This window comes from Mesorhizobium sp. BAC0120 (genome assembly GCF_033542235.1).
In the GTDB taxonomy this organism is placed as follows: domain Bacteria; phylum Pseudomonadota; class Alphaproteobacteria; order Rhizobiales; family Rhizobiaceae; genus JAWRCU01.
Window position 1 is genome coordinate 374,989 of record NZ_JAWRCU010000002.1, and the last position, 19,316, is coordinate 394,304.

The window sequence follows — 19,316 nt, forward strand, 5'->3', positions numbered from 1 at the left end:
TTCTGCGGAAAGAAAGTAAACTGCCCCGGCGGAAACCCGAGCGGCAAGCCGATCAGCCGGCCGGCTGCATCAACGCGAATATTGCGCCCTGCGGATCCTGGGCCTGGATGACCCGGCTCCCGCCGGGCACCTCCATTGGGCCCATGAGCACATTGCCGCCGCCCTTCTTGACGCGCTCTGCGGCCGCGTCGATGTCGGGTACGGTGAAGTAGTAGAGCCAGGCCGGCACCGGCACCTGCGGCGGCTTGTTCATCATGCCGCCGATCTGCTGGCCGTCGACCGAGAACAGTTGGTAGATCCCCATGTCTCCCATGTCGTGGCCTTCATCCTTGGTCCATCCGAACTGGCCGGAGTAGAAGTCGATCGCCGCCTGCCAGTCGGTCGTGTAGAGCTCGTGCCACCCAATGGTGCCGGGCGTCCGGGCGGGCAGAGAAGCCTGGTCCGGTCCTTTCGGCGACAGCAGCATGAATATGGCGCCCTGCGGATCGGCAACAACGGCAAAGCGGCCGACTTCTGGTATGTCGGCCGGCTCGCGATGGACCGTGCCGCCGGCCTTGCGAATTGCCTCCGTCGTGGCGTCGGCGTCCCTGGCGTAGATATAGCCGAGCCAGGCGGGCGGTTGGCCCATGGCGCGCGCCTCCTCGGGGATCGTCATCAGCCCGGCAACGCCCCGGTCGCCGACTTTCATGATCACATATGGCATGGCGGCGCCGGGCCACGTTTCCGGCGTCCAGCCCACTGCATCCTTGTAGAAGGCCTCCGCGGCCTTCACATCGCTTGTCATCAGCTCGTACCAGACGAAGTTCGAAGCCATGTCGTGCCTCCCGGGTTGACGTCAGCTCCCTCGCCCGCGTGCATCCTAGGCTTCGCCGGACGGTGGCGCAAAGCTCTCCAGCGCACGTCGATGCAACTCTGCTGACATTTCGTCGAACGCGCAGAAGATCACGCTCTGGGGGAGATCGCTGGCTGCCAGGAAGCCGAAGACGGAGCGGACGGCGACTTCTGCCGCCTCGCCCTTCGGATAGCCGTAGACGCCAGTCGAGATCGCCGGGAAGGCGATCGTCCGGCAGTCATGCTCGGCGGCGAGCTCCAGCGAGCGGCGGTAGCAGGACGCGAGCCGCTCCGCCTCGTCGCGGTTGCCGCCGCGCCAGACCGGCCCGACCGTATGGATCACATGGCGAGTGGGCAGGCGATAGGCCTTGGTGATCTTGGCATCACCCGTGTCGCAGCCGCCGAGCATGCGGCATTCCTCGACGAGTTCCGGGCCGGCGGCGCGGTGGATCGCGCCATCTACCCCGCCGCCGCCGAGCAGCGTGGCGTTGGCGGCATTGACGATGGCATCGACGTCGAGCGTCGTGATGTCGGCGACGATGACGCTCATGCGGTATGCCTCTGGAGTCATGGCGTCTCCGTCACGTCGTCCGATGCCTGTCTGGCCCGGGATCGCCTCCAGCGGCGGCGACGGCCAGCCTTCCCATGTAATGGATCCAGCCTTCCTCATGGCTGGCGCAGGTCTCGGCGTCGGGCAGGCCGCTATGGGTGAGGCGCAGCAGCGTCCCGCCTGCCTCCTCGATCAGGTCGATCTCGATCAGGCTCGATCCCGGCGGCATCTCTTTGCGCCCGTCCTTGCCATCCATTTGATCCCAGCCGAAAGTATAGGCGAGGCGGTGGACGGGAATGACCTCGATGAATCGCCCTCGGGCGATGTCCTTGCCGCTGACGTTGACGAGGTAGAGGCCGCCGGCATGTGGTTCCACATCCGCCTCGGTGCCCATCCAGCGCAGGATCTTCTCAGGGTCTGTGAGAAAAGCGAACACGGTCGCGGGCGGCGCCGCGATCTGGACCTCGCGTCGGACCACCAGAGGTTCGGCCATGGGAAGCTCCTTCGGCAAAGGCTGTGCAGTTTGACCCGGCTCGGGCGTTTAACCGCCATGCTTCATTGCAAGCGAAATCGTATCCTCATGCAAGAAAATCCTCCGTGACTGCGGCACATACATGACAAAGCGCTGTCCGTTGCTGCATCATTGGCTATATGCGACTACCTTCAACGCTTGCCTGGCTGGTCGACACCGCCGGTGCCATCGCCCCGCCCGACGACTTCCTGGCGATGCTCGGCGCCCGTCTGATTGCCGACGGAATGCCGCTCGTCGGCGGCTCGCTGACGCTGGCACCCCCGCATCCGATCATCGCCCGCCGCACCTGGCTGTGGCGGGCCCAGAACGGACAGGTGATCGAGTCGCTTGGCTTTGGGGTGGGTCTCCCCGGGGCCGCCGATGCGGGCAAGCCAGGCAGTGACTGGCTGAGAGGGATTGGCGCGGAGGCAGTCAATGAACATGTCGCCGGTACGGCGGAAAGCGGCCGGCTATCGGAGACCCCCCTCCTGTCGTGGGGGCTTTCGCGCTCCCTTACCGCCGCCGAAGCCGAGCTCCTCAGTGAGACAGCGCGTTTCGCCGTGGCCCCGCTCGCCGCCTTGGGTACGCGACTGACGCTCACGGACCTGCTTCAATCCTATCTCGGCCAGCGCAGCGCATCCCAGGTTCTGGCCGGGAGGTCGCGTCGCGGGGCCGGCGAGACGATCCGCGCGGTGCTAGTCTACGGCGATCTGCGAGGTTTCACCGCTCTCTCCGAAAGCCTGGCTCCGGAAGCGGTGATCGCCGCGCTCGATGGCTGGTTCGATCGCGTCGCCGGCGCCGTTCACGCCTTCGGCGGCGAGGTGCTGAAATTCATCGGCGACGGCGTGCTCGCGATCTTTCCGATCACGGACCAGCCACCCTCTGTCGCCTGCGAGGCCGCGCTCAGTGCCGTCGCCGCCGCCAGGGCCGGCATGGACCACCTCGACGAGGCGCGCAGCCGGGAAGGTTCGCCGCCGCTCCCCTTCGGGCTCGCGCTCCATCTCGGCGATGTGTTCTGGGGCAATATCGGCACCGCCGACCGGCTGGACTTCACCGCGATCGGCCCTGCCGTGAACCTGGTCAGCCGGCTCGAAGGCCTCTGCAAGCCGCTCGACCGCAGCGTGTTGATCTCGGGTGCGGTGGCGTCCGAAACGAAGGCGCCTCTGGTTCCGCTGGGTGAGCATATGCTGCGCGGCATCGCCGAGCCCTGTGCCGTGTTCACGCTGCCGGAGGATTGAGGGTAGGTCGTGCGGCACGCGAGAAGAGCGCTGGCCTGTTTCCAGCACCGGCAGGCTTGCTAATCGGCAATTTCTCATGCTGGAGTTGCCATCGGCCCGAGTCGGCGCCTGCCGGCCGCGCCTCAAGCGCTCTATTCCCAGCCTGAGAAAGCCTCCCGAGCTTGCACAGCGGTATTTTCCTGGCCCTTGCTGCCTACGCGATCTATGCGTGGGGTGACGGCATTATCAAAGCGCTCGGCGGCCATCTCTCGGTCTTCGAGATCGGCTTCTTCAACACGCTGTTCGCCTCCGTTTTCCTCTTTTTCCTGAAGCCGGATGGGGAGAAATGGCGGCATTTCTGGGTCATGCAGCGGCCTTGGGCCGTGCAAGCGCGCGCGGCTTCCGGGCTCGCCGCCGGCGTGCTCGGCGTCTTCGCCTTCACCACGATCCCGCTGGCGGAAACCTATGCGCTGATGTTCCTCGCACCACTGTTCGTCACGCTGCTCTCGATCATCGTCTTGAAGGAGAAGGTCGGGCCCTGGCGCTGGCTGGCGGTTGCGATGGGCTTCGCCGGCGTGCTGCTCGTGGTCCGGCCGGGCTTCCGCGCGCTGGAGCCGGGCCATTTCGCGGCTATCGTCGTCGCCTTCCTCGGCGCGACGACGATCATCCTGATGCGTTCGCTCGCCGGCGAGAGGCAGACATCCATGCTCGCCACATTGGTTGGATACAGCCTGGTCTTCAACGGCGTTGCCGCGGCCGCGACCTCTTCCTTCACGATGCCCAGCCCGAAGCTCCTCGCATTACTGGTGCTCACCGGCGCGTGCACGGCCGCCGGCCACCGGCTGCAACTGCTTGCGACCCGGATCACCCCCGCCAACCAGATTGCGCCGACGCACTATTCGCAGATGGCCTGGGCGGTGGTGATCGGAGCCGTGTTCTTCGCCGAATATCCGGACTGGATCAGCCTGGTCGGTCTCGCGGTCATCGGCGGCGCGGGCATGCTCACGCTGGTGCGCGAACGGATCAGGCTCGGCACGGTGAGGTGGAATCCGTTCTCGCGGAATCGGCTGTGACGTTGGCTTCGGTTTGCTATCCCTACGATTTCAACACGAACAAGCTGCCTTTGCCGCCGCGCCGCGTCACCTCGCCGACAATTTCCCGCACTGTCCGGTCCGCCGGATTGCCTGGAGTGTTCGGGAAGGGTCGGCGGTCACCGTGTGGCCGTGGCCCGATGCAGCCCGTGACCCAGGTAATGTTCGGCGCCTCGTGAATCAGGATAGCCTGCTGCTGCGCGGAGGCTCCGCCTATCACGCGAAGGCAGAGACCGTCATGTCCCGGGCGGAGCGTTTTCACCACGCTGTTGCGCTCGGGGTGTAAACCATACGGTTGCTCACGACTGACCATCCGCACATAGCCGAAGTCCCACTTGTTTACCCGCCCATCGTCGGTGCGGTAGCGTTCAATGGTGGTGTATCGCCGCGTCTCTGCAATGGTTCCCTTCACCGCCACATAGATCGTCCGGTGGTTTATGGTGAGTTCTATCTCCTCCTCGTCGTCACGGAGCTCGTCGCCAATCTGCCGATCGAAATGCGCGATGCGGATCGGCCCGCCGATGAGCATCAACATCGTGCCCCACAGGCCGCTAAAGCGCACTCGGTTCGCTGGCATCGTGAGGGGACGGCCGGCGGAGCGGTAGAGCGCGCCGCGCTCCGCGTCAGTGAGACCGTCGACTTCGTCGTTGTTGTAACCATCGGGGCCGACGCCCCGTTCGTAGATGAACTCGTCCTTCGGCCAGCGGGTGAGAAGAAGTGTGACGGTCTCCAAGGGATACTCCGGGCTGTGGCATCGGAAGCTTCGGCTGGCGCACCACCAGCCGTGCTGACCGTCAAGGCGCCAGCCGTATCGCAAGCCGCGTGTAAGCGCGGCGACTGCCGCGTCCATAGGCGTTCGAACAATGGGTTGGATGCTCGACGTCGCCGGAGGAGGAACTATCGAGGCTGTGTTTCCGGACTATGCTGCTCACATCCTGAAAATGCCGAACTTTGTTTCAGGGACGGGCGCATTGAGCGCGGCGGAGAGCGACAGCGCCAGCACCTCACGGCTTTTTGCCGGGTCGATGATGCCGTCGTCCCAGAGGCGGGCGGAGGAATAGAGAGGGTGACCCTCGCGTTCGTATTTTTCGAGAATCGGCGCGCGGAACTCTGCCTCCTCTGCCGCCGACCATGTGCCGCCCTTGCGCTCGATCCCTTCGCGCTTCACCATGGCGAGCACGGTGGCGGCTTGCTCGCCGCCCATCACCGAGATGCGGGCGTTCGGCCACATCCAGAGGAACCGGGGCGAATAGGCGCGCCCGCACATGCCGTAATTGCCGGCGCCGAACGAGCCGCCGATGATCATCGTCACCTTCGGAACACGCGCGGTAGCGACCGCGGTCACCAGCTTGGCGCCGTCCTTGGCGATGCCGCCAGCCTCATATTTGCGGCCGACCATGAAGCCGGTGATGTTCTGCAGGAAGACGAGCGGGATCTTGCGCTGGCAGCAGAGCTCGATGAAATGCGCCCCCTTGAGCGCGCTCTGCGAGAAGAGCACCCCATTGTTGGCGAGTATGCCGACTGGGATCCCGTGGATATGGGCGAAGCCGGTGACGAGCGTGACACCGTAATTGGCCTTGAACTCGTCGAGCTCGGAGCCGTCTACGATGCGTGCGATCACCTCGCGCACGTCATAGGGCTGACGCAGATCCGTCGGGATTATGCCATAGAGCTCGTCCGCCGGATGGAGCGGCTCGCGCGGCTTCTGTAAGGCGACGCTTACGGATTTCACCCGGTTCAGGTTCTTCACGATGCGGCGCACGATGGCGAGCGCATGCTCGTCGTTCTCGGCATAGTGGTCGGCCACGCCGGATTCACGCGTATGTACCTCCGCGCCGCCAAGCTCCTCGGCGCTCACCTCCTCACCGGTTGCGGCCTTCACCAGCGGAGGGCCGCCGAGGAAGATGGTTGCCTGGTTCTTCACCATGATCGTCTCGTCGGACATTGCCGGCACATAGGCGCCGCCCGCGGTGCACGAGCCCATCACGCAGGCGATCTGCGGGATGCCGGCGGCGGACATGTTGGCCTGGTTGTAGAAGATGCGGCCAAAATGCTCGCGGTCGGGGAACACCTCGTCCTGGTTGGGGAGGTTCGCGCCGCCTGAATCGACCAGATAGATGCAGGGCAAATTGTTCTCGAGCGCGATCTCCTGCGCTCGCAGGTGCTTCTTCACGGTGAGCGGATAGTAGGTACCGCCCTTCACGGTGGCGTCATTGACGACGACCATCACCTCGCGGCCCTCGACGCGGCCGATGCCGGCGATCATGCCGGCCGACGCGATGTCGCCGCCATACATATCCCAGGCTGCGAACTGGCCGATCTCGAGGAAGGGCGAGCCGAAGTCGAGAAGCTGCGCCAGCCGCTCCCGAGGGAGCAGCTTGCCGCGCGAGACATGGCGCTGCCGCGCCTCCTCGGAGCCGCCGCGCTCGACCTGGACGGCCTTGTCGCGGATGTCGGCGACCAGCGCGCGCATCTTTTCGGTGTTGGCGCTGAAGGTCTCGGAGGAGGGGGAGATTTGAGAGTGGATGGGTGGCATTGCTTCACATCTAAAGGGGCTAAATTAATGCCAGCGGCTTCAAACTTTCACCGTTAGCGCTGCCCCTCACCCTTACCCTCTCCCCGCACGCGGGGAGAGGGGGGCGCCGACGTCGGCGCCTCGCCTCCTCGGGAGACGATTGACGGCGACGCTGATGCCCCCCTCTCCCCGTCCTTCACGGGGAGAGGGTAAGGGTGAGGGGCAGCGCCAACGGTCAAAGTCTATCATCGTTCGTGCAAGTTGTTACGGTTTTCACGAAGTAATCACCAGACGTTCGTCGGCGGTAACATTGTTCGGTCCCGAGCCCTACTGCGAGCGGAAAGCCCTCAACTTTCCGCCATGATCTCGCGTCCGATCAGCCAGCGCCGGATCTCGCTCGTTCCCGCGCCGATCTCGTAGAGCTTGGCGTCGCGCAGCAGTCGGCCGGCGGGGTAACCGTTGATGTAGCCGTTGCCGCCGAGCAGCTGGATCGCATCGAGCGTCATCTGCGTGGCGCGTTCCGAGGCGTAGAGGATGCAGCCGGCGGCGTCCTTGCGGGTCGTCTCCCTACGGTCGCAAGCGGCCGCCACCGCATAGACATAGGCGCGGCAGGCACTGAACGTGGTGTACATGTCCGCGAGCTTGCCCTGCACGAGCTGGAAATCGCCGATCGCCTGGCCGAACTGGCGTCTGTCGCGCACATAGGGCGCGACCACGTCGAGGCAGGCAGCCATGATGCCGAGCGGCCCGCCGGCCAGCACCACGCGCTCATAGTCGAGGCCCGACATCAGCACCTCGACGCCGCGGCCGTGCTGGTGCACGACGTTTTCGAACGGCACGTCGACGTCCTCGAACACCAGCTCGCCTGTGTTGGAGCCGCGCATGCCGAGCTTGTCGAGCTTCTGCGCGACCGAAAACCCCTTCATGCCGCGCTCGATGATGAAGGCGGTGATGCCGCGCGAGCCCATGGTCGGCTCGGTCTTGGCGTAGACCAGCAGCGTGCCGGCGTCCGGACCGTTGGTGATCCACATCTTGGAGCCGTTCAGGACATAGCGGTCGTTGCGCATTTCGGCGCGCAGTTTCATCGACACGACGTCGGAGCCGGCGCCTGTTTCGGACATTGCGAGCGCGCCAATCTTCGCCCCGGAGCAGAGGTCCGGCAGATATTTGGCCTTCTGCTCGGGCGTGCCCCAGCGATTGATCTGGTTGATGCACAAATTCGAGTGCGCGCCATAGGAGAGGCCGACGGCTGCCGAGGCTCGGCTGATCTCCTCCATCGCGATCACATGGGCGAGATACCCCATGCCCGAACCGCCAAAGTCGGGATTGGCGGTGATGCCAAGCAGGCCGAGGCTGCCGAGCTCTTGCCAGAGCGGCATCGGGAAGTCGTTCGAACGGTCGATTTCGCCGGCGAGCGGAGCGATCCTCTCGCTCGCGAAGCGGCGCACCATGTCGCGCAGCGCGTCGATATCCTCACCGAGCGCGAAGTTCAGCGTGTTCGTGTACATTGCCTTGCCTTTTGTCGTCCTCGGCCCTGTTGCCGTCATGGCCTGCACCCACCAGCCGCATCGTCATGGTGAGATAGGTCTCGGTCACCTGCTCGACAGAGAGCCTTTCGTCGGGGCGGAACCAGACGATGACGCCGGTGATCATCTGAATGATCGCCATGGCGGTCAGGCCAATGTCATCCACCGCGAGGACACCTTGTTCGGTACCGTCGCGCAAGATCGTCCGCAAAGCCTTCTCATAGGCCGTTCTGAGCTTCAGGATCGCCGACAGCCGGTCGCGAGAAAGGCTGCGCAGCTCCATGTTGGAGACATGCGTCGAGTGACGGCGATCGATATGGAAGCGGATGTGGTTGGCGACATAGGCGGCGAGCCGCGCTACGGGATCGGTCGAGACCGGGCGTGCAGCCTCCCAGGCCGAGATCAGCCCCTCCATGTGTTCGCGCATCAGCGCGAAGAGGAGGTCCTCCTTGGTCGGGAAGTAGCGGTAAAGCGCGGCGGCCTGGACCCCAACCTCATTGGCCAACGCGCGCATCGACACAGCCTCATAGCCGTGCCGCGCCATCAGAACGAGCGCCGCCGAGCGTATCGCAGCTTGGGTCTTCTCGCCGTCGGAGCCTGTCGTTCTTGCCACGCCTGCCTCCCTCGAACAGTAATAAAACAAACGTTCAATTAATTCAACGCACCTTTCCGGGCCGTCGGTAACAGGTCACTCGTCGTGGGACCCTTTGCTTGCGAACGAAAAGGAAACAAGGCTTCATGCCGACATGAACGTTGCGTTTCGTGATTCGGGAACTCAAGCCACCTATCTCGACCGGCTCAATGCCGGCCAGCGCATGGCGGTTGAGCATGGGGGAGGGCGGGTTGCCGGCCCGCTGCTCATCATCGCCGGCGCCGGGTCCGGTAAGACCAATACGCTGGCGCACCGCGTCGCGCATCTCATCGTGAACGGCGCCGACCCGCGCCGCATCCTGCTGATGACCTTCACGCGCCGTGCCGCCGCGGAAATGACGCGGCGCGTCGGGCGTATCGCCGCCGACGTCCTTGGCGACAAGGCGACGGCATTGACGGAAGGCCTCACATGGGCCGGCACGTTCCACTCCGTCGGCGCGCGGCTCCTGCGCGATTATGCGCTGGAGATCGGGCTGGACCCGGCCTTCACCATCCACGACCGTGAGGACTCGGCCGACCTGATGAACCTTTGCCGGCATGAGCTCGGCCTGTCGAAGACCGAAAGCCGGTTCCCGGCCAAGAACACTTGCCTCGCCATCTATTCGCGCGTGGTGAATGCCGAAATGCCGATCGAGGATGTGCTGCGTAAGGCTTTTCCGTGGTGCTTCGAATGGGCGGCGGAATTGAAGGGATTGTTCGCAGCCTACGTTGAAGCTAAGCAGGCGCAGAACGTCCTCGATTACGACGACCTCTTGCTCTATTGGGCGCAGATGGCCGCGGAGCCGGCGCTCGTCGAACATCTCGGCGCGCGGTTCGATCACATCCTGGTCGACGAATACCAGGATACCAATCGCCTGCAGGCCTCGATTCTGATGGCACTCAAGCCGGACGGCGCGGGTATCACGGTCGTCGGTGACGATGCGCAGTCGATCTATTCGTTCCGGTCCGCCGAGGTGCGCAACATCCTCGATTTCCCGAAGCTGTTCCCCGTTGCAGCGGATATCGTCACACTCGACCGCAACTATCGCTCGACCGACACGATCCTGGCTGCGGCCAATGCCGTCATCGCGGAAGCCGAAGAGCGCTTCACCAAGGACCTCTGGACCGAACGGAAATCTTCGGAGAAGCCGCGCCTCGTCACCGTACGCGACGATGCAGGTCAGGCGAACTATGTCTGCGAGGCGGTGCTTGCCGAACGCGAGGCCGGTACGCGGCTCAAGGAGCAGGCGGTGCTGTTCCGTACGTCGCACCACAGCGGTCCGCTCGAAGTCGAACTGACGCGTCGCAACATTCCCTTCGTGAAGTTCGGTGGGCTGAAATTCCTCGATTCTGCGCATGTGAAAGACATGCTGGCCATGCTCCGCTTTGCCGAAAACCCGCGCGACCGCGTCTCGGGTTTTCGAGTCCTGCAGCTCATGCCGGGCGTCGGCCCGTCGACGGCCGGACAAGTGATCGACGCGATGGAGACTTCGCTCGACCCGACGATGGGTCTGGCTGCCGTGCGCGTGCCGCAGCGGGCCGAAGCCGATTGGCCTCGCTTCGTGGCCCTCTTCAAGGACGTGAGGGAGAGATCGGCCGCATGGCCGGCGGATCTCGAACAGGTGAGGCTCTGGTACGAGCCGCATCTGGAGCGCATCCATGAGGATGCCGAGGCGCGCCGCGCCGACCTCATGCAGCTCGAGCAGATCGCCGCGAGCTACCCATCCCGCGAACGCTTCCTTACCGAGCTCACCCTCGATCCGCCTGCGGCGAGCAGCGACCGTGCCGGTCCGCCGCATCGCGACGAGGACTACCTAATCCTCTCGACCATCCATTCTGCCAAAGGGCAGGAATGGAAGAATGTGTTCGTGCTCAATGTGGTCGACGGCTGCATCCCGGCCTGCCTTGGCGCCGGTGAGAAGGAAGACCTCGAGGAAGAGCGGCGGCTCCTCTATGTGGCAATGACGCGGGCGAAGGATTCGCTTCACCTGATGGCGCCCCAGCGTTTCTACGTGCACAACCAGCCGGGGCGCGGCGACCGTCATGTCTATGCGTCGCGGACCCGCTTTATCCCCGACCGCACACTGGATTATTTCGAGCGCTCCGTATGGCCTGCCACCGCCGGCGCAGCGGGCCGGAGCCCGCAACCGGATATCCGGATCGATCTCAAGAGCCGCATGCGAGGGATGTGGCGCTAAGGTGATAGGCGTTGCGCAGGGGACAGTTTACTTTTCCGCTTGCCTAGCTTTCAAGCGCCACGGCCTCTCTGCGGAAAGTAAACGGTCCCCGGCACTTCCCTGGGCCGCCAACCGCCCTCTCGTGGATTCTTCCGGACCAGCCGCGTTTCAGGTAGATCGCTGCCGGCCCGGCCCGAAAGATTCGAGAAATACATGACCTCCTCCCCGTTCCGGTTCTTTGGTGGCAGGAACCTGCTTCTTGCCGCCGCGCTGTTGATGCTGGGCGGCGATTTCCTGTTTGCGCTCAACGACGCGATGGGGAAATGGCTGGTGGCGAGCTTCTCGGTAGGGCAGGTGGTGCTGGTGCGCTCCCTGGGCGCATTCATCGTGCTCGGGCCAATGATCGCGCGCCAGAGCCTGCGCGAGCTGCTGAGACCGGAACGGCCTCTCCTGCAGCTGCTCAGGGTCGTGTTCGTTACGGCTGACACGATGATGTTCTATGCGGCCGTGGTCTATCTGCCGCTCGCCGATGTGATGACGTTCTACATGGCCGGCCCGATCTACGTGGCCGCGCTCTCGCATCTCCTGCTTGGCGAGAAGGTCGGCTGGCGCCGCTGGGTGGCCATCCTTGTCGGCTTCGTCGGCGTCGTCATCGCACTACGTCCGTCATCGGCTTCGCTGTCGCTTGCCTCGCTCTTCGCGCTGGTGGGCAGCCTGAGCTTCGCGCTTGGGATCATTCTCAACCGCAGGCTGCGTGCAACCAGCGACGGAACTCTGGTCACCTGGCAGACGATTGGCGCACTGCTCGGGGGAGCCGTCCTCAGCCTGTCGAGCTGGCACTCGCCAGCGCCGCTCGACTGGTTCGCGATGCTCTTGCTCGGCGTGGTGTCTTGCTGCGCGCATCTCATGATCACGCGAGCGCTGAAGCTCGCTCCGGCTTCGGCGCTTGCGCCGCTGCACTATAGCCTGCTGCTGTGGGCCGTCATCTTCGGCTATATCTTTTTCGCAGACCTGCCTGACCGCCAGATCCTGCTCGGCTCGGCGGTAATCGTGCTCGCCGGCCTGTTCATCTTCCACCGCCAGAAGGTGGTCGATAAGGTGGTCGCGCCCGAGACGGTGATCCGCGATATGCCTTGACTTGCGGGGGGCTGCCGAGCCGGCCTCGTCGGAACATTTTTTCGGGCGCTCAGTTCGGCATCCCGTCGCCACGGCGATGATGACAGAAGGAGATGCCTTATGACGCTGCGCGAGTTGCTGGAGCAGGTGAAGGATCTCCCGCCCGAGACCGTTGTTTGCGCCGCTGAGGTCGACGAGGCCTTCGGCGTCAATATCGACAGCATCGAGTATGTGGACAAGGCGAAGGTGGGCGGGAGCAAGGCCGACGGCACCGAGGCAATCGACCTGAACGACGGCAGTGAACGGGTGCTCGTCATCCGCTGGTGAGAAGGCCCGCGATACTTGGCCGAAAAATGGGTTCCGCGGAAACGACGCTGGTGAGTTCCGCGTGAGCATCCAATTTGATCGGGCACCGCTTTAACGGTTCTCGAACGTGCCCACCAGCTCCGTCTCGGCGAGGATGTGCGGCCGCGCCTTCGTCCAGATATCGTCGATGCTTGCCTTCGGGCCAAGATGCAGGGTCTCGGTGTCGAGCGCGGCAAGCCGGAAATGATAATGATGGACGCCATGCCCTCTCGGAGGTTGCGGTCCGTCGTAATGCGCGTTGCCGAAATCATTGACGCCGTGGCCAAGCGTTTCGGTCTTGGCGCCGGGGGTCGTTCCCTCCGGCAAGTCTGAGCGTTCCCGAGCGATGTCGTATACGCTCCAATGGCGAAAGGTGCCGGACGGAGCGTCGGGATCTTCGACGACGAGCGCGAAGCTTTTGGTCTCCGCCGGAGCATCTTTCCAGCTGAGCGGTGGGGAAACATTTTCGCCTTTGCGAGAGAACTTGCGCGGGATCTCTTCGCCATCGCGGAACGCAGGGCTCTCGAGAGTGAATGCCATGACGGTCTCCTTGATCTGCTGATCGAAAAACCAGACAGGCACGTAACTGTTCCGGAACCTCTGAAAGGAGCTGTGGTTTTGCTACCGAGATGGGGAGGCAGCTATGGCCACGAACAAATCCGAACGGCCGGTCTATTCGGCTGAGGACGTACGCCAGGGCGAGATCATCCTGCGGACGCGGACGCGGCGGATCATCTTCGTCGCCGGATTGGTTGGGCTGGTCGTTCTCGCCCTGGTGATGCAATTTGCCTGAGGTGAAGCGTTACGCAGGCGCGGTCCTTGGTGTAAAACATAAGGGCCGAACCCGGAGCATTCGAATGATGTATCCGATCCGGGAGCGTTAAGATGGCGCGATCTGCCCGAAACGGGAGAATTGTGGCCGAGCATGAGCATCGGCCCGTTACGATCGGTCCGCTACAACTGCCGGCCTTTCTCGATTTACCGGATCATGCGCGCGGCATGGTCATTTTCGCTCATGGGAGCGGTAGTGGCCGCCTGAGCCCGCGCAATAGCTACGTTGCCCTCGCTCTGCGCAATTGCGGGCTTGCGACACTGCTGCTCGATCTGCTTACGCCGGCTGAAGAACTGGACCGGGCAAATGTCTTCGACATCCCCTTGCTCGCCTCGCGGCTGCGCATGGCCAGGGATTGGACCGCGCAAGACCCAAATCTATCGCGGCTGCCGGTCGGCTATTTCGGCGCCAGTACCGGCGCTGGTGCGGCGCTGGTCGCATCCGCTGGCGATGACCGGATTTCAGCAATCGTCTCTCGCGGCGGACGGCCCGACCTTGCCGGCGAGGCCCTGCAGCGTGTCCACGCGCCGACCCTGCTTCTTGTCGGCGGCCTGGACGGGGCCGTTATCGACCTCAACCGCACCGCGCAGAGGCGCATCAGCGGGACTTGCGAACTCGTCATCATTGAAAGTGCTAGCCACCTCTTCGAGGAGTCCGGCACGCTGGATGAGGTCGTGGACCATGCCAGCCGCTGGTTCCTCGATCATTTTGCGACGCGTCAGGGGGCTGCTCCATGAGGATATTCTTTAAGGATCGCAGCGATGCCGGTCGCCAATTGGCGGAGGCATTGCGACGCTTTGCCGGAACCGAGCCGGTGGTGCTTGCCCTGCCACGCGGCGGCGTGCCGGTGGCCTTCGAGGTGGCAAAGATGCTCGCCGCGCCGCTCGATGTTGTGCTGGTGCGGAAGATAGGCGCGCCAGGCCATGAAGAGCTCGCGCTCGGCGCGGTTGTGGACGGCGCCAACCCGGAAACCGTGATCAATGACGAGGTCGTCCGCCTCGCAGTTCCTCCGCCCGGCTACATCGAGGCGGAAACCAAGCGTCAGCTCGATGAGATCGAGCGTCGGCGACAGCTCTATCGTGGCAATGAGCCTCCACCCGACCTGAAAGGGCATACGGCCATCGTCATCGACGATGGCATCGCGACGGGGGCTACCGTCAAGGCGGCACTGAGCGGAATTGCGCGAAGCAAGCCGCAATATCTCGTGCTGGCCGTGCCGGTGGCGCCTCGGGAGACACTCGGTGAGCTTGCGGGTTACTGCAACGAGATCGTGTGTCTCCACTCGCCCGATCCCTTTTATGCGGTCGGCGTCCACTATGTGGACTTCAGCCAGACATCGGACGAGGATGTCATAGGGCTTCTTGCCGAGTCGCGCGCCGGCGCAAGTCCGGGATGATTTCGACTTTAAGGAGAGGCGCCCGTGCGGATCCGTTTGAAGCGCATTTACGAGCCGAAGCAGGATGACGACGGTTTCCGCATCCTGGTCGACAGGCTTTGGCCACGCGGCCTCGACAAGCAGGAGGCCGGCGTTGACCTCTGGCTCAAGGACGTGGCTCCGAGCGCCGAGCTGCGCCGCTGGTTCGGCCACGATCCGAACAAATGGTCCGAGTTCCAGCGCCGCTACAGCGAGGAGCTCCAGCGGAACGAGCCGGCAGTCACCGCTTTGCGGCAGCGCGTCAATGCCGAGGACAAGGTAACGTTGCTCTATGCCGCCAAGGATACCGACCACAACAATGCGATCGTGCTGCGAGATGTTTTGCAAGGATAGTTGACTCAGTCCACTAAATTTCGGAAATTGCCGGACCTCACCCGAGGTATCCGCAATGAGTGATCGAACTGAACTGATTGGCGAAATCCGCCGCTTCAACCGCTTTTACACCCGCACGACCGGCCTTCTCGAAGAGACGCTGACGGCCAGCCCCTACACGCTGACCGAGGCACGCGTGCTTTTCGAACTTGGGCACCGAACGAGCAGGGCTGCCCCGCAATTTGCCGGCGAACAGGAGTTCGCGGCCTCCGCCACTGTCCTCAGCGCAGGCCCGGCGGCTTCGGAGATTGCGGAGGAGTTGCGGCTCGATCCGGCCTATCTCACGCGCATCCTGAGGAAATTCGAAGCGGCCGGCCTGATCGACGTTCGCGCCGATCCAGCAGATGGGCGGCGTCGGATAATTGCTCTGACCGCATCAGGCGAGGCGGAGCTCGGCGAGCTCCAGGCTGCGGCCAACAAGGACGTTGCGCGGCTTATCCAAAGCCTTCCCGACGAAAAGCTCCATGAGCTCAGCCATGCATTGCAGAAGACGGCGGAGCTGCTGGGCGGTCCGGCCAGGGAAAAGCCCCAGCTTATACTGCGGCCGCATCGAGCCGGTGACGTAGGCTGGGTGGTATATCGCCAGGCCGTTCTTTATGCGGAGGAGTATGGCTGGGACCTCACCTACGAGGCGCTGGTTGCCGAGATCGGCGCCAGCTTCATTCGCAATTTCGTGCCCGGCAAGGAATTCTGCTGGATTGCGGAATTGGACGGCGTCCGGGCCGGCGCAGTCTTCCTGGTGCGCAAGAGCGAGGAGGAGGCGCAGCTTCGCCTGCTGCATGTCGAGCGGGAAGCCCGTGGCCTCGGTATCGGCTCCAAGCTCGTCGCACAATGTATGGAGACGGCGCGCCGGGTCGGCTACCGCAAGATGGTGCTGTGGACCAATGACGTGCTTGCCGACGCGCGGCGAATTTATGAGCGCGCCGGTTTCAAGCTCGTCAGCGAAGAGCGGCACCACAGTTTCGGCAAGGATCTGAACGGGCAGTTCTGGGAGCTGGCGCTGTAGGACGGGGTCAGCGCCTAATGCTGAATCCTCGCGGCAGGTCCCCCGGGTCGGCCTCGACCGTGGTCACATCCGCGACGAATGCGGTCCGGGGACCGCGGTTGAGAAGGCCGATCATTGCCGCGACCTTGCCTCTCGATCCGCCGATCAGCGCCGCAACCGAGCCGTCGTCTTCGTTGCGCACCCAGCCGTCGAGGCCAAGCTTTTCGGCCTCGGCCAGAGTCCAGGCGCGGAAGTTCACGCCCTGCACTCGGCCGGTGATCGTCACCTTCAGCGCATAAAGATCGTCTGTCATCGCCTGAGTAAAGGATCGAGCGTCCTGGCAGGTTCCGTCTTCCGGGATTTTCCTGTTCAGTTGCCGCGTGCGACGGCAAGTGCTCCCGGCAGCTCTTCCGCGAAAATATCGAGCTCGTGATCGAGCCCGACGCTCACTCGGATGCAGCGGTCGAGCACGGGCGCCATCGGTTTGCGGATGAAGACATCGCGGGCAATCAGCGCCTGCAGTACCTTGAGCGCGAAGGCGCCGTCGGCGCGGCAGTCGATGGTCACGAAATTGGTGGCGGAGGGTATCGGCACGAGCCCGTTGGCGCGGGCGGTCGCAGAGATCTTGTCGCGGCCCGCCGCGACTTTCTTCTGCACCTCGCCGAGATAGGCCTGGTCGGCGAGCGCGGCGACGCCCGCGATCTGCGCCATCCGGCTCGTGCCGTAGTGATTGCGGATCTTCTCGAAGTCGCTGATCACCTGCCGCTCGCCGACTGCGTAGCCGCAGCGTATCCCGGCCAGTCCATATGCCTTCGAGAATGTTCGCATTCTCAAGATGTTCGGACGCTCCGGATCGAGGGGCGGCAGCGCGGAAGCAGGGCCTGTCTCGCCATAGGCCTCGTCGAGGATGAGCATGGTCGTTTCAGGCAGCGCCGCGGCAAAACGGACGACTTCGTCCGACTCCCACCATGTGCCCATAGGGTTGTCGGGATTGGAGAGATAGACCAGCTTCGCATTCTCGCGCCTGACTGCAGCGAGCAGCCCGTCCAGGCTCTCACGATCGTTTTCGTAAGGCACTGTGACCAGCCTTCCGCCGAAGCCGACCACATGGAAATTGAAGGTCGGGTAGGCGCCGAGCGAGGTCACGACGGCATCACCCGGCTCGACATACATCCTGACCGCCAAATTGAGCAGGCCATCGATCCCTTCGCCGACGATGACATTCTCGAAGGGAACGCGATGATGCTCGGCGACCGCAGCCTTGAGGTCGTGATTGTCCGGATCGCAATATTTCCATTGTTCCGGAGCAGCCGCATTCATAGCTGCGATGACGCGCGGTGAGGGACCGAACGAGCTTTCGTTGGCGCCGATGCGAGCACGGAAAACCCGTCCTCGCGTGCGCTCCTGAGCCTCCGGTCCGACGAAAGGCACTGTCGCCGGCAGCGATTGGACAAGACGCGTTGTGAGCGGATGCGGCGACATGCGGATGGCTCCGTTTCTTTAGCGCCAATTGCGATAGCGGCGTTTGGTCAACGGTGCAACGAATGCGATTCCAATTCCAGAGCGAGTCGAGAGTGGACTGCGATCGGCTTATCCTCAGCGTCGCAGGGGAGGGCCCTGAGTCGCGGCTGGCCGTGCCGTAGATCCTCACCGTTTACGGGGAAGGGGACCGCATATGGAAGGCACGGCGCTGATGCCCCCTCCCCTTTGTGGGGAGGGATTCAGGGTGGGGGTGCGACGCGCTCCAAACCAAGCCGAAGGTGCCGTCTGCTTCAGCTAACCTTGCAAGGCAATCGCGAGGCACCCCCACCCTGAATCCCTCCCCACAAACAGGGCCCACAAGGGGGAGGGGGCACTGGTGCCGCGCCCTATGCAATTTGCCTGTCTTCTGAGGGGGAGAGGTGCCGAGCGGAGCGGGGTCTGCTGTGCCATATGCGGTTGCCTCTGGAGGGGGACCGCCCAAGGCCGTGGAGCGGGCATCCGCGCCCCAATCGAGCGGGAGAAAGCCTGCTAAAGCCCACGCGCTACCTGACCGAGGAATTCGATTTCCGCGGCCGTCATGGCGTCGTCGCTCGGGGCAGGGCGCGACGACATCTTGACGAGCACGACGCGGCTCACCGGGTCGATCCAGATCCATTGGCCGTGGAGGCCGATCGCGCAAAAGGAACCTCGTTCGTCGCCGGCATTGTACCAGCATGAGCGATAGCGACCATTTGGAAACATGTGAGCGTCGTTGCCCTTCCTCCAGGCTTCGCGGTCGCCATTGTTGCGCATATCCGCGACCCAGGAGTCGGGAATGAGCTGGCGGCCGTCCGCAGTCCGGCCGCCATCGAGCACAAGCTGGCCGAATCGAGCGAGGTCGCGCGCGGTGACGCAGATGCCCCCTGCTGCGCGGGCCGTGCCGATGCGGTCAACCGTGACATGCGCCTGGCCCTTGGCGCCCATCGGTGCCCACAGCCTGTCGGCGAGATAGGAATGATACCTTTGGCCGACCGCTGCCTCGATGACCAGTCCGAGCATGTCCGTGACCGGCGAGGCGTAGTAGTAAATGGCGCCATGAGGGTGGGCCTGCGGCTTCAGCGAGGCCAGTACCTCCGGCAGCGTTTCCGGCCGCGTCCCTTCGCGCTCGGGGTTCCATAGCATCGCCCGCCGGTAACGATCGAAGTCGCCTTCGGTGTCGAGATAGTTCTCCACGAAATCGAGGCTGACCGTCATGTCCAGCAGGTCGCGGACCTTTGCGTCATGATAGGCGCTGCCGCGCTTCGAGGGGACATAGTCCGAGACCTTGCCGTCGGAGTCGAGCGCGCCGTCGCCGACGGCGATGCCGGCGAGCATGCCGGTGATCGACTTTGACACGGAAAAGATCAGGTGCGGCCGCTCCGCGGCTGCATGCGGAGCGAGCCACTCGTCGAGGACCACTCCGTCACGCATCATGACGAAGCGGTCGGCATGGGAGATCTTGAGATGCTCCAGTGCCGTCATCTCTGTTCCGTCCGCCTGGTGGACCGTCAGGCTGGCGATCAATCCCGCCTCCGCGACCGGCCCTTCGATTTCAATGGGAGCCGTTATCTCGGCGACAGGCACGAGTTCGGGCACATTCTCGAACGCCCATTGGCTGAACGGATGCTGTCGCCAATTTGCGAGCGTGATCTCGCCACGCGAAAACCCTTCTGCAGCTGCCAT

Annotated in this window: 21 protein-coding genes; 10 read left to right on the plus strand and 11 right to left on the minus strand. The window is 63.9% G+C overall.

The genetic code is table 11. The features are described 5' to 3' along the window. Window positions 1-52: 52 nt before the first annotated feature. The 3 genes from SAZ10_RS05240 to SAZ10_RS05250 are packed head-to-tail and all read right to left on the minus strand — an operon-like array spanning window position 53 to window position 1,874. A complete protein-coding gene (locus SAZ10_RS05240) occupies window positions 53-814 on the minus strand; it encodes a VOC family protein (RefSeq protein WP_318608125.1) in 762 nt (253 codons plus the stop codon). 45 nt (window positions 815-859) lie between these two features. Further along, window positions 860-1,402, minus strand: a complete 543-nt coding sequence (locus SAZ10_RS05245) for an O-acetyl-ADP-ribose deacetylase (protein WP_318608126.1) — start codon at window positions 1,400-1,402, stop codon at window positions 860-862. A gap of 10 nt (window positions 1,403-1,412) precedes the next feature. Beyond that, window positions 1,413-1,874, minus strand: coding sequence for an SRPBCC family protein (locus SAZ10_RS05250; protein ID WP_318608127.1), 462 nt, complete (start codon window positions 1,872-1,874; stop codon window positions 1,413-1,415). Window positions 1,875-2,032: 158 nt separating this feature from the next. Between SAZ10_RS05250 and SAZ10_RS05255 the strand changes: the two genes are divergently transcribed. Then, the gene (locus tag SAZ10_RS05255) at window positions 2,033-3,130 is read left to right on the plus strand and encodes an adenylate/guanylate cyclase domain-containing protein (RefSeq protein ID WP_318608128.1); all 1,098 of its coding nucleotides are present in this window, start codon (window positions 2,033-2,035) and stop codon (window positions 3,128-3,130) included. 161 nt (window positions 3,131-3,291) lie between these two features. Further along, the gene (locus SAZ10_RS05260; protein WP_318608129.1) at window positions 3,292-4,182 is read left to right on the plus strand and encodes a DMT family transporter; all 891 of its coding nucleotides are present in this window, start codon (window positions 3,292-3,294) and stop codon (window positions 4,180-4,182) included. Between the two features lie 22 nt (window positions 4,183-4,204). On the opposite strand, the gene SAZ10_RS05265 is transcribed toward SAZ10_RS05260, so the two are convergent. The 4 genes from SAZ10_RS05265 to SAZ10_RS05280 all read right to left on the minus strand — a co-directional run bounded on the left by SAZ10_RS05265 (window position 4,205) and on the right by SAZ10_RS05280 (window position 8,854). Further along, on the minus strand, window positions 4,205-4,933 hold the full coding sequence (locus tag SAZ10_RS05265; RefSeq protein ID WP_318608130.1) for a hypothetical protein: 729 nt from the start codon (window positions 4,931-4,933) through the stop codon (window positions 4,205-4,207). A 195-nt stretch (window positions 4,934-5,128) separates the two neighbouring features. Beyond that, window positions 5,129-6,736 carry a carboxyl transferase domain-containing protein gene (locus tag SAZ10_RS05270; RefSeq protein WP_318608131.1) on the minus strand — a complete coding sequence of 536 codons (1,608 nt, stop codon included), beginning with the start codon at window positions 6,734-6,736 and terminating at the stop codon, window positions 5,129-5,131. A gap of 326 nt (window positions 6,737-7,062) precedes the next feature. Beyond that, complete coding sequence (locus SAZ10_RS05275; protein ID WP_318608132.1) at window positions 7,063-8,223, minus strand: isovaleryl-CoA dehydrogenase; 1,161 nt, start codon at window positions 8,221-8,223, stop codon at window positions 7,063-7,065. Beyond that, complete coding sequence (locus SAZ10_RS05280) at window positions 8,189-8,854, minus strand: TetR/AcrR family transcriptional regulator (protein WP_318608133.1); 666 nt, start codon at window positions 8,852-8,854, stop codon at window positions 8,189-8,191. Before SAZ10_RS05280 ends, SAZ10_RS05275 begins: the two co-directional genes overlap by 35 nt. A gap of 133 nt (window positions 8,855-8,987) precedes the next feature. Here SAZ10_RS05280 and SAZ10_RS05285 point away from each other — a divergent pair, with 133 nt between their 5' ends. The 3 genes from SAZ10_RS05285 (at window position 8,988) to SAZ10_RS05295 (ending at window position 12,491) form a co-directional block, all read left to right on the plus strand. Further along, window positions 8,988-11,069, plus strand: coding sequence for an ATP-dependent helicase (locus SAZ10_RS05285; protein WP_318608134.1), 2,082 nt, complete (start codon window positions 8,988-8,990; stop codon window positions 11,067-11,069). Between the two features lie 192 nt (window positions 11,070-11,261). Beyond that, window positions 11,262-12,185 carry a DMT family transporter gene (locus SAZ10_RS05290; RefSeq protein ID WP_318608135.1) on the plus strand — a complete coding sequence of 308 codons (924 nt, stop codon included), beginning with the start codon at window positions 11,262-11,264 and terminating at the stop codon, window positions 12,183-12,185. Window positions 12,186-12,284: 99 nt separating this feature from the next. After that, window positions 12,285-12,491: a sugar phosphorylase gene (locus tag SAZ10_RS05295; RefSeq protein WP_318608136.1), complete on the plus strand. Its 207-nt coding sequence runs from the start codon at window positions 12,285-12,287 to the stop codon at window positions 12,489-12,491. A 90-nt stretch (window positions 12,492-12,581) separates the two neighbouring features. On the opposite strand, the gene SAZ10_RS05300 is transcribed toward SAZ10_RS05295, so the two are convergent. Beyond that, window positions 12,582-13,049, minus strand: coding sequence for a YbhB/YbcL family Raf kinase inhibitor-like protein (locus SAZ10_RS05300; RefSeq protein WP_318608137.1), 468 nt, complete (start codon window positions 13,047-13,049; stop codon window positions 12,582-12,584). 103 nt (window positions 13,050-13,152) lie between these two features. On the opposite strand from SAZ10_RS05300, the gene SAZ10_RS05305 reads away from it, so the two are divergent. The 5 genes from SAZ10_RS05305 to SAZ10_RS05325 all read left to right on the plus strand — a co-directional run bounded on the left by SAZ10_RS05305 (window position 13,153) and on the right by SAZ10_RS05325 (window position 16,154). Further along, window positions 13,153-13,302 (plus strand): peptide ABC transporter permease, encoded by a 150-nt coding sequence (locus SAZ10_RS05305; RefSeq protein ID WP_318608138.1) that lies wholly within the window; start codon window positions 13,153-13,155, stop codon window positions 13,300-13,302. A 92-nt stretch (window positions 13,303-13,394) separates the two neighbouring features. Next, window positions 13,395-14,078 carry an alpha/beta hydrolase gene (locus SAZ10_RS05310; protein ID WP_318608139.1) on the plus strand — a complete coding sequence of 228 codons (684 nt, stop codon included), beginning with the start codon at window positions 13,395-13,397 and terminating at the stop codon, window positions 14,076-14,078. Next, the gene (locus SAZ10_RS05315; protein WP_318608140.1) at window positions 14,075-14,737 is read left to right on the plus strand and encodes a phosphoribosyltransferase; all 663 of its coding nucleotides are present in this window, start codon (window positions 14,075-14,077) and stop codon (window positions 14,735-14,737) included. The genes SAZ10_RS05310 and SAZ10_RS05315 overlap by 4 nt, the downstream gene beginning before the upstream one ends. A gap of 24 nt (window positions 14,738-14,761) precedes the next feature. Further along, the gene (locus tag SAZ10_RS05320; RefSeq protein ID WP_318608141.1) at window positions 14,762-15,109 is read left to right on the plus strand and encodes a DUF488 domain-containing protein; all 348 of its coding nucleotides are present in this window, start codon (window positions 14,762-14,764) and stop codon (window positions 15,107-15,109) included. 55 nt (window positions 15,110-15,164) lie between these two features. Beyond that, on the plus strand, window positions 15,165-16,154 hold the full coding sequence (locus SAZ10_RS05325; protein ID WP_318608142.1) for a helix-turn-helix domain-containing GNAT family N-acetyltransferase: 990 nt from the start codon (window positions 15,165-15,167) through the stop codon (window positions 16,152-16,154). Window positions 16,155-16,161: 7 nt separating this feature from the next. Here the strand turns inward: SAZ10_RS05325 and SAZ10_RS05330 are convergent, their stop codons facing one another. The 3 genes from SAZ10_RS05330 to SAZ10_RS05340 all read right to left on the minus strand — a co-directional run bounded on the left by SAZ10_RS05330 (window position 16,162) and on the right by SAZ10_RS05340 (window position 19,316). Next, complete coding sequence (locus SAZ10_RS05330) at window positions 16,162-16,446, minus strand: acylphosphatase (RefSeq protein ID WP_318608144.1); 285 nt, start codon at window positions 16,444-16,446, stop codon at window positions 16,162-16,164. 56 nt (window positions 16,447-16,502) lie between these two features. Then, the gene (locus SAZ10_RS05335) at window positions 16,503-17,615 is read right to left on the minus strand and encodes a pyridoxal phosphate-dependent aminotransferase (RefSeq protein ID WP_318608145.1); all 1,113 of its coding nucleotides are present in this window, start codon (window positions 17,613-17,615) and stop codon (window positions 16,503-16,505) included. A 528-nt stretch (window positions 17,616-18,143) separates the two neighbouring features. After that, complete coding sequence (locus tag SAZ10_RS05340; RefSeq protein WP_318608146.1) at window positions 18,144-19,316, minus strand: serine hydrolase; 1,173 nt, start codon at window positions 19,314-19,316, stop codon at window positions 18,144-18,146.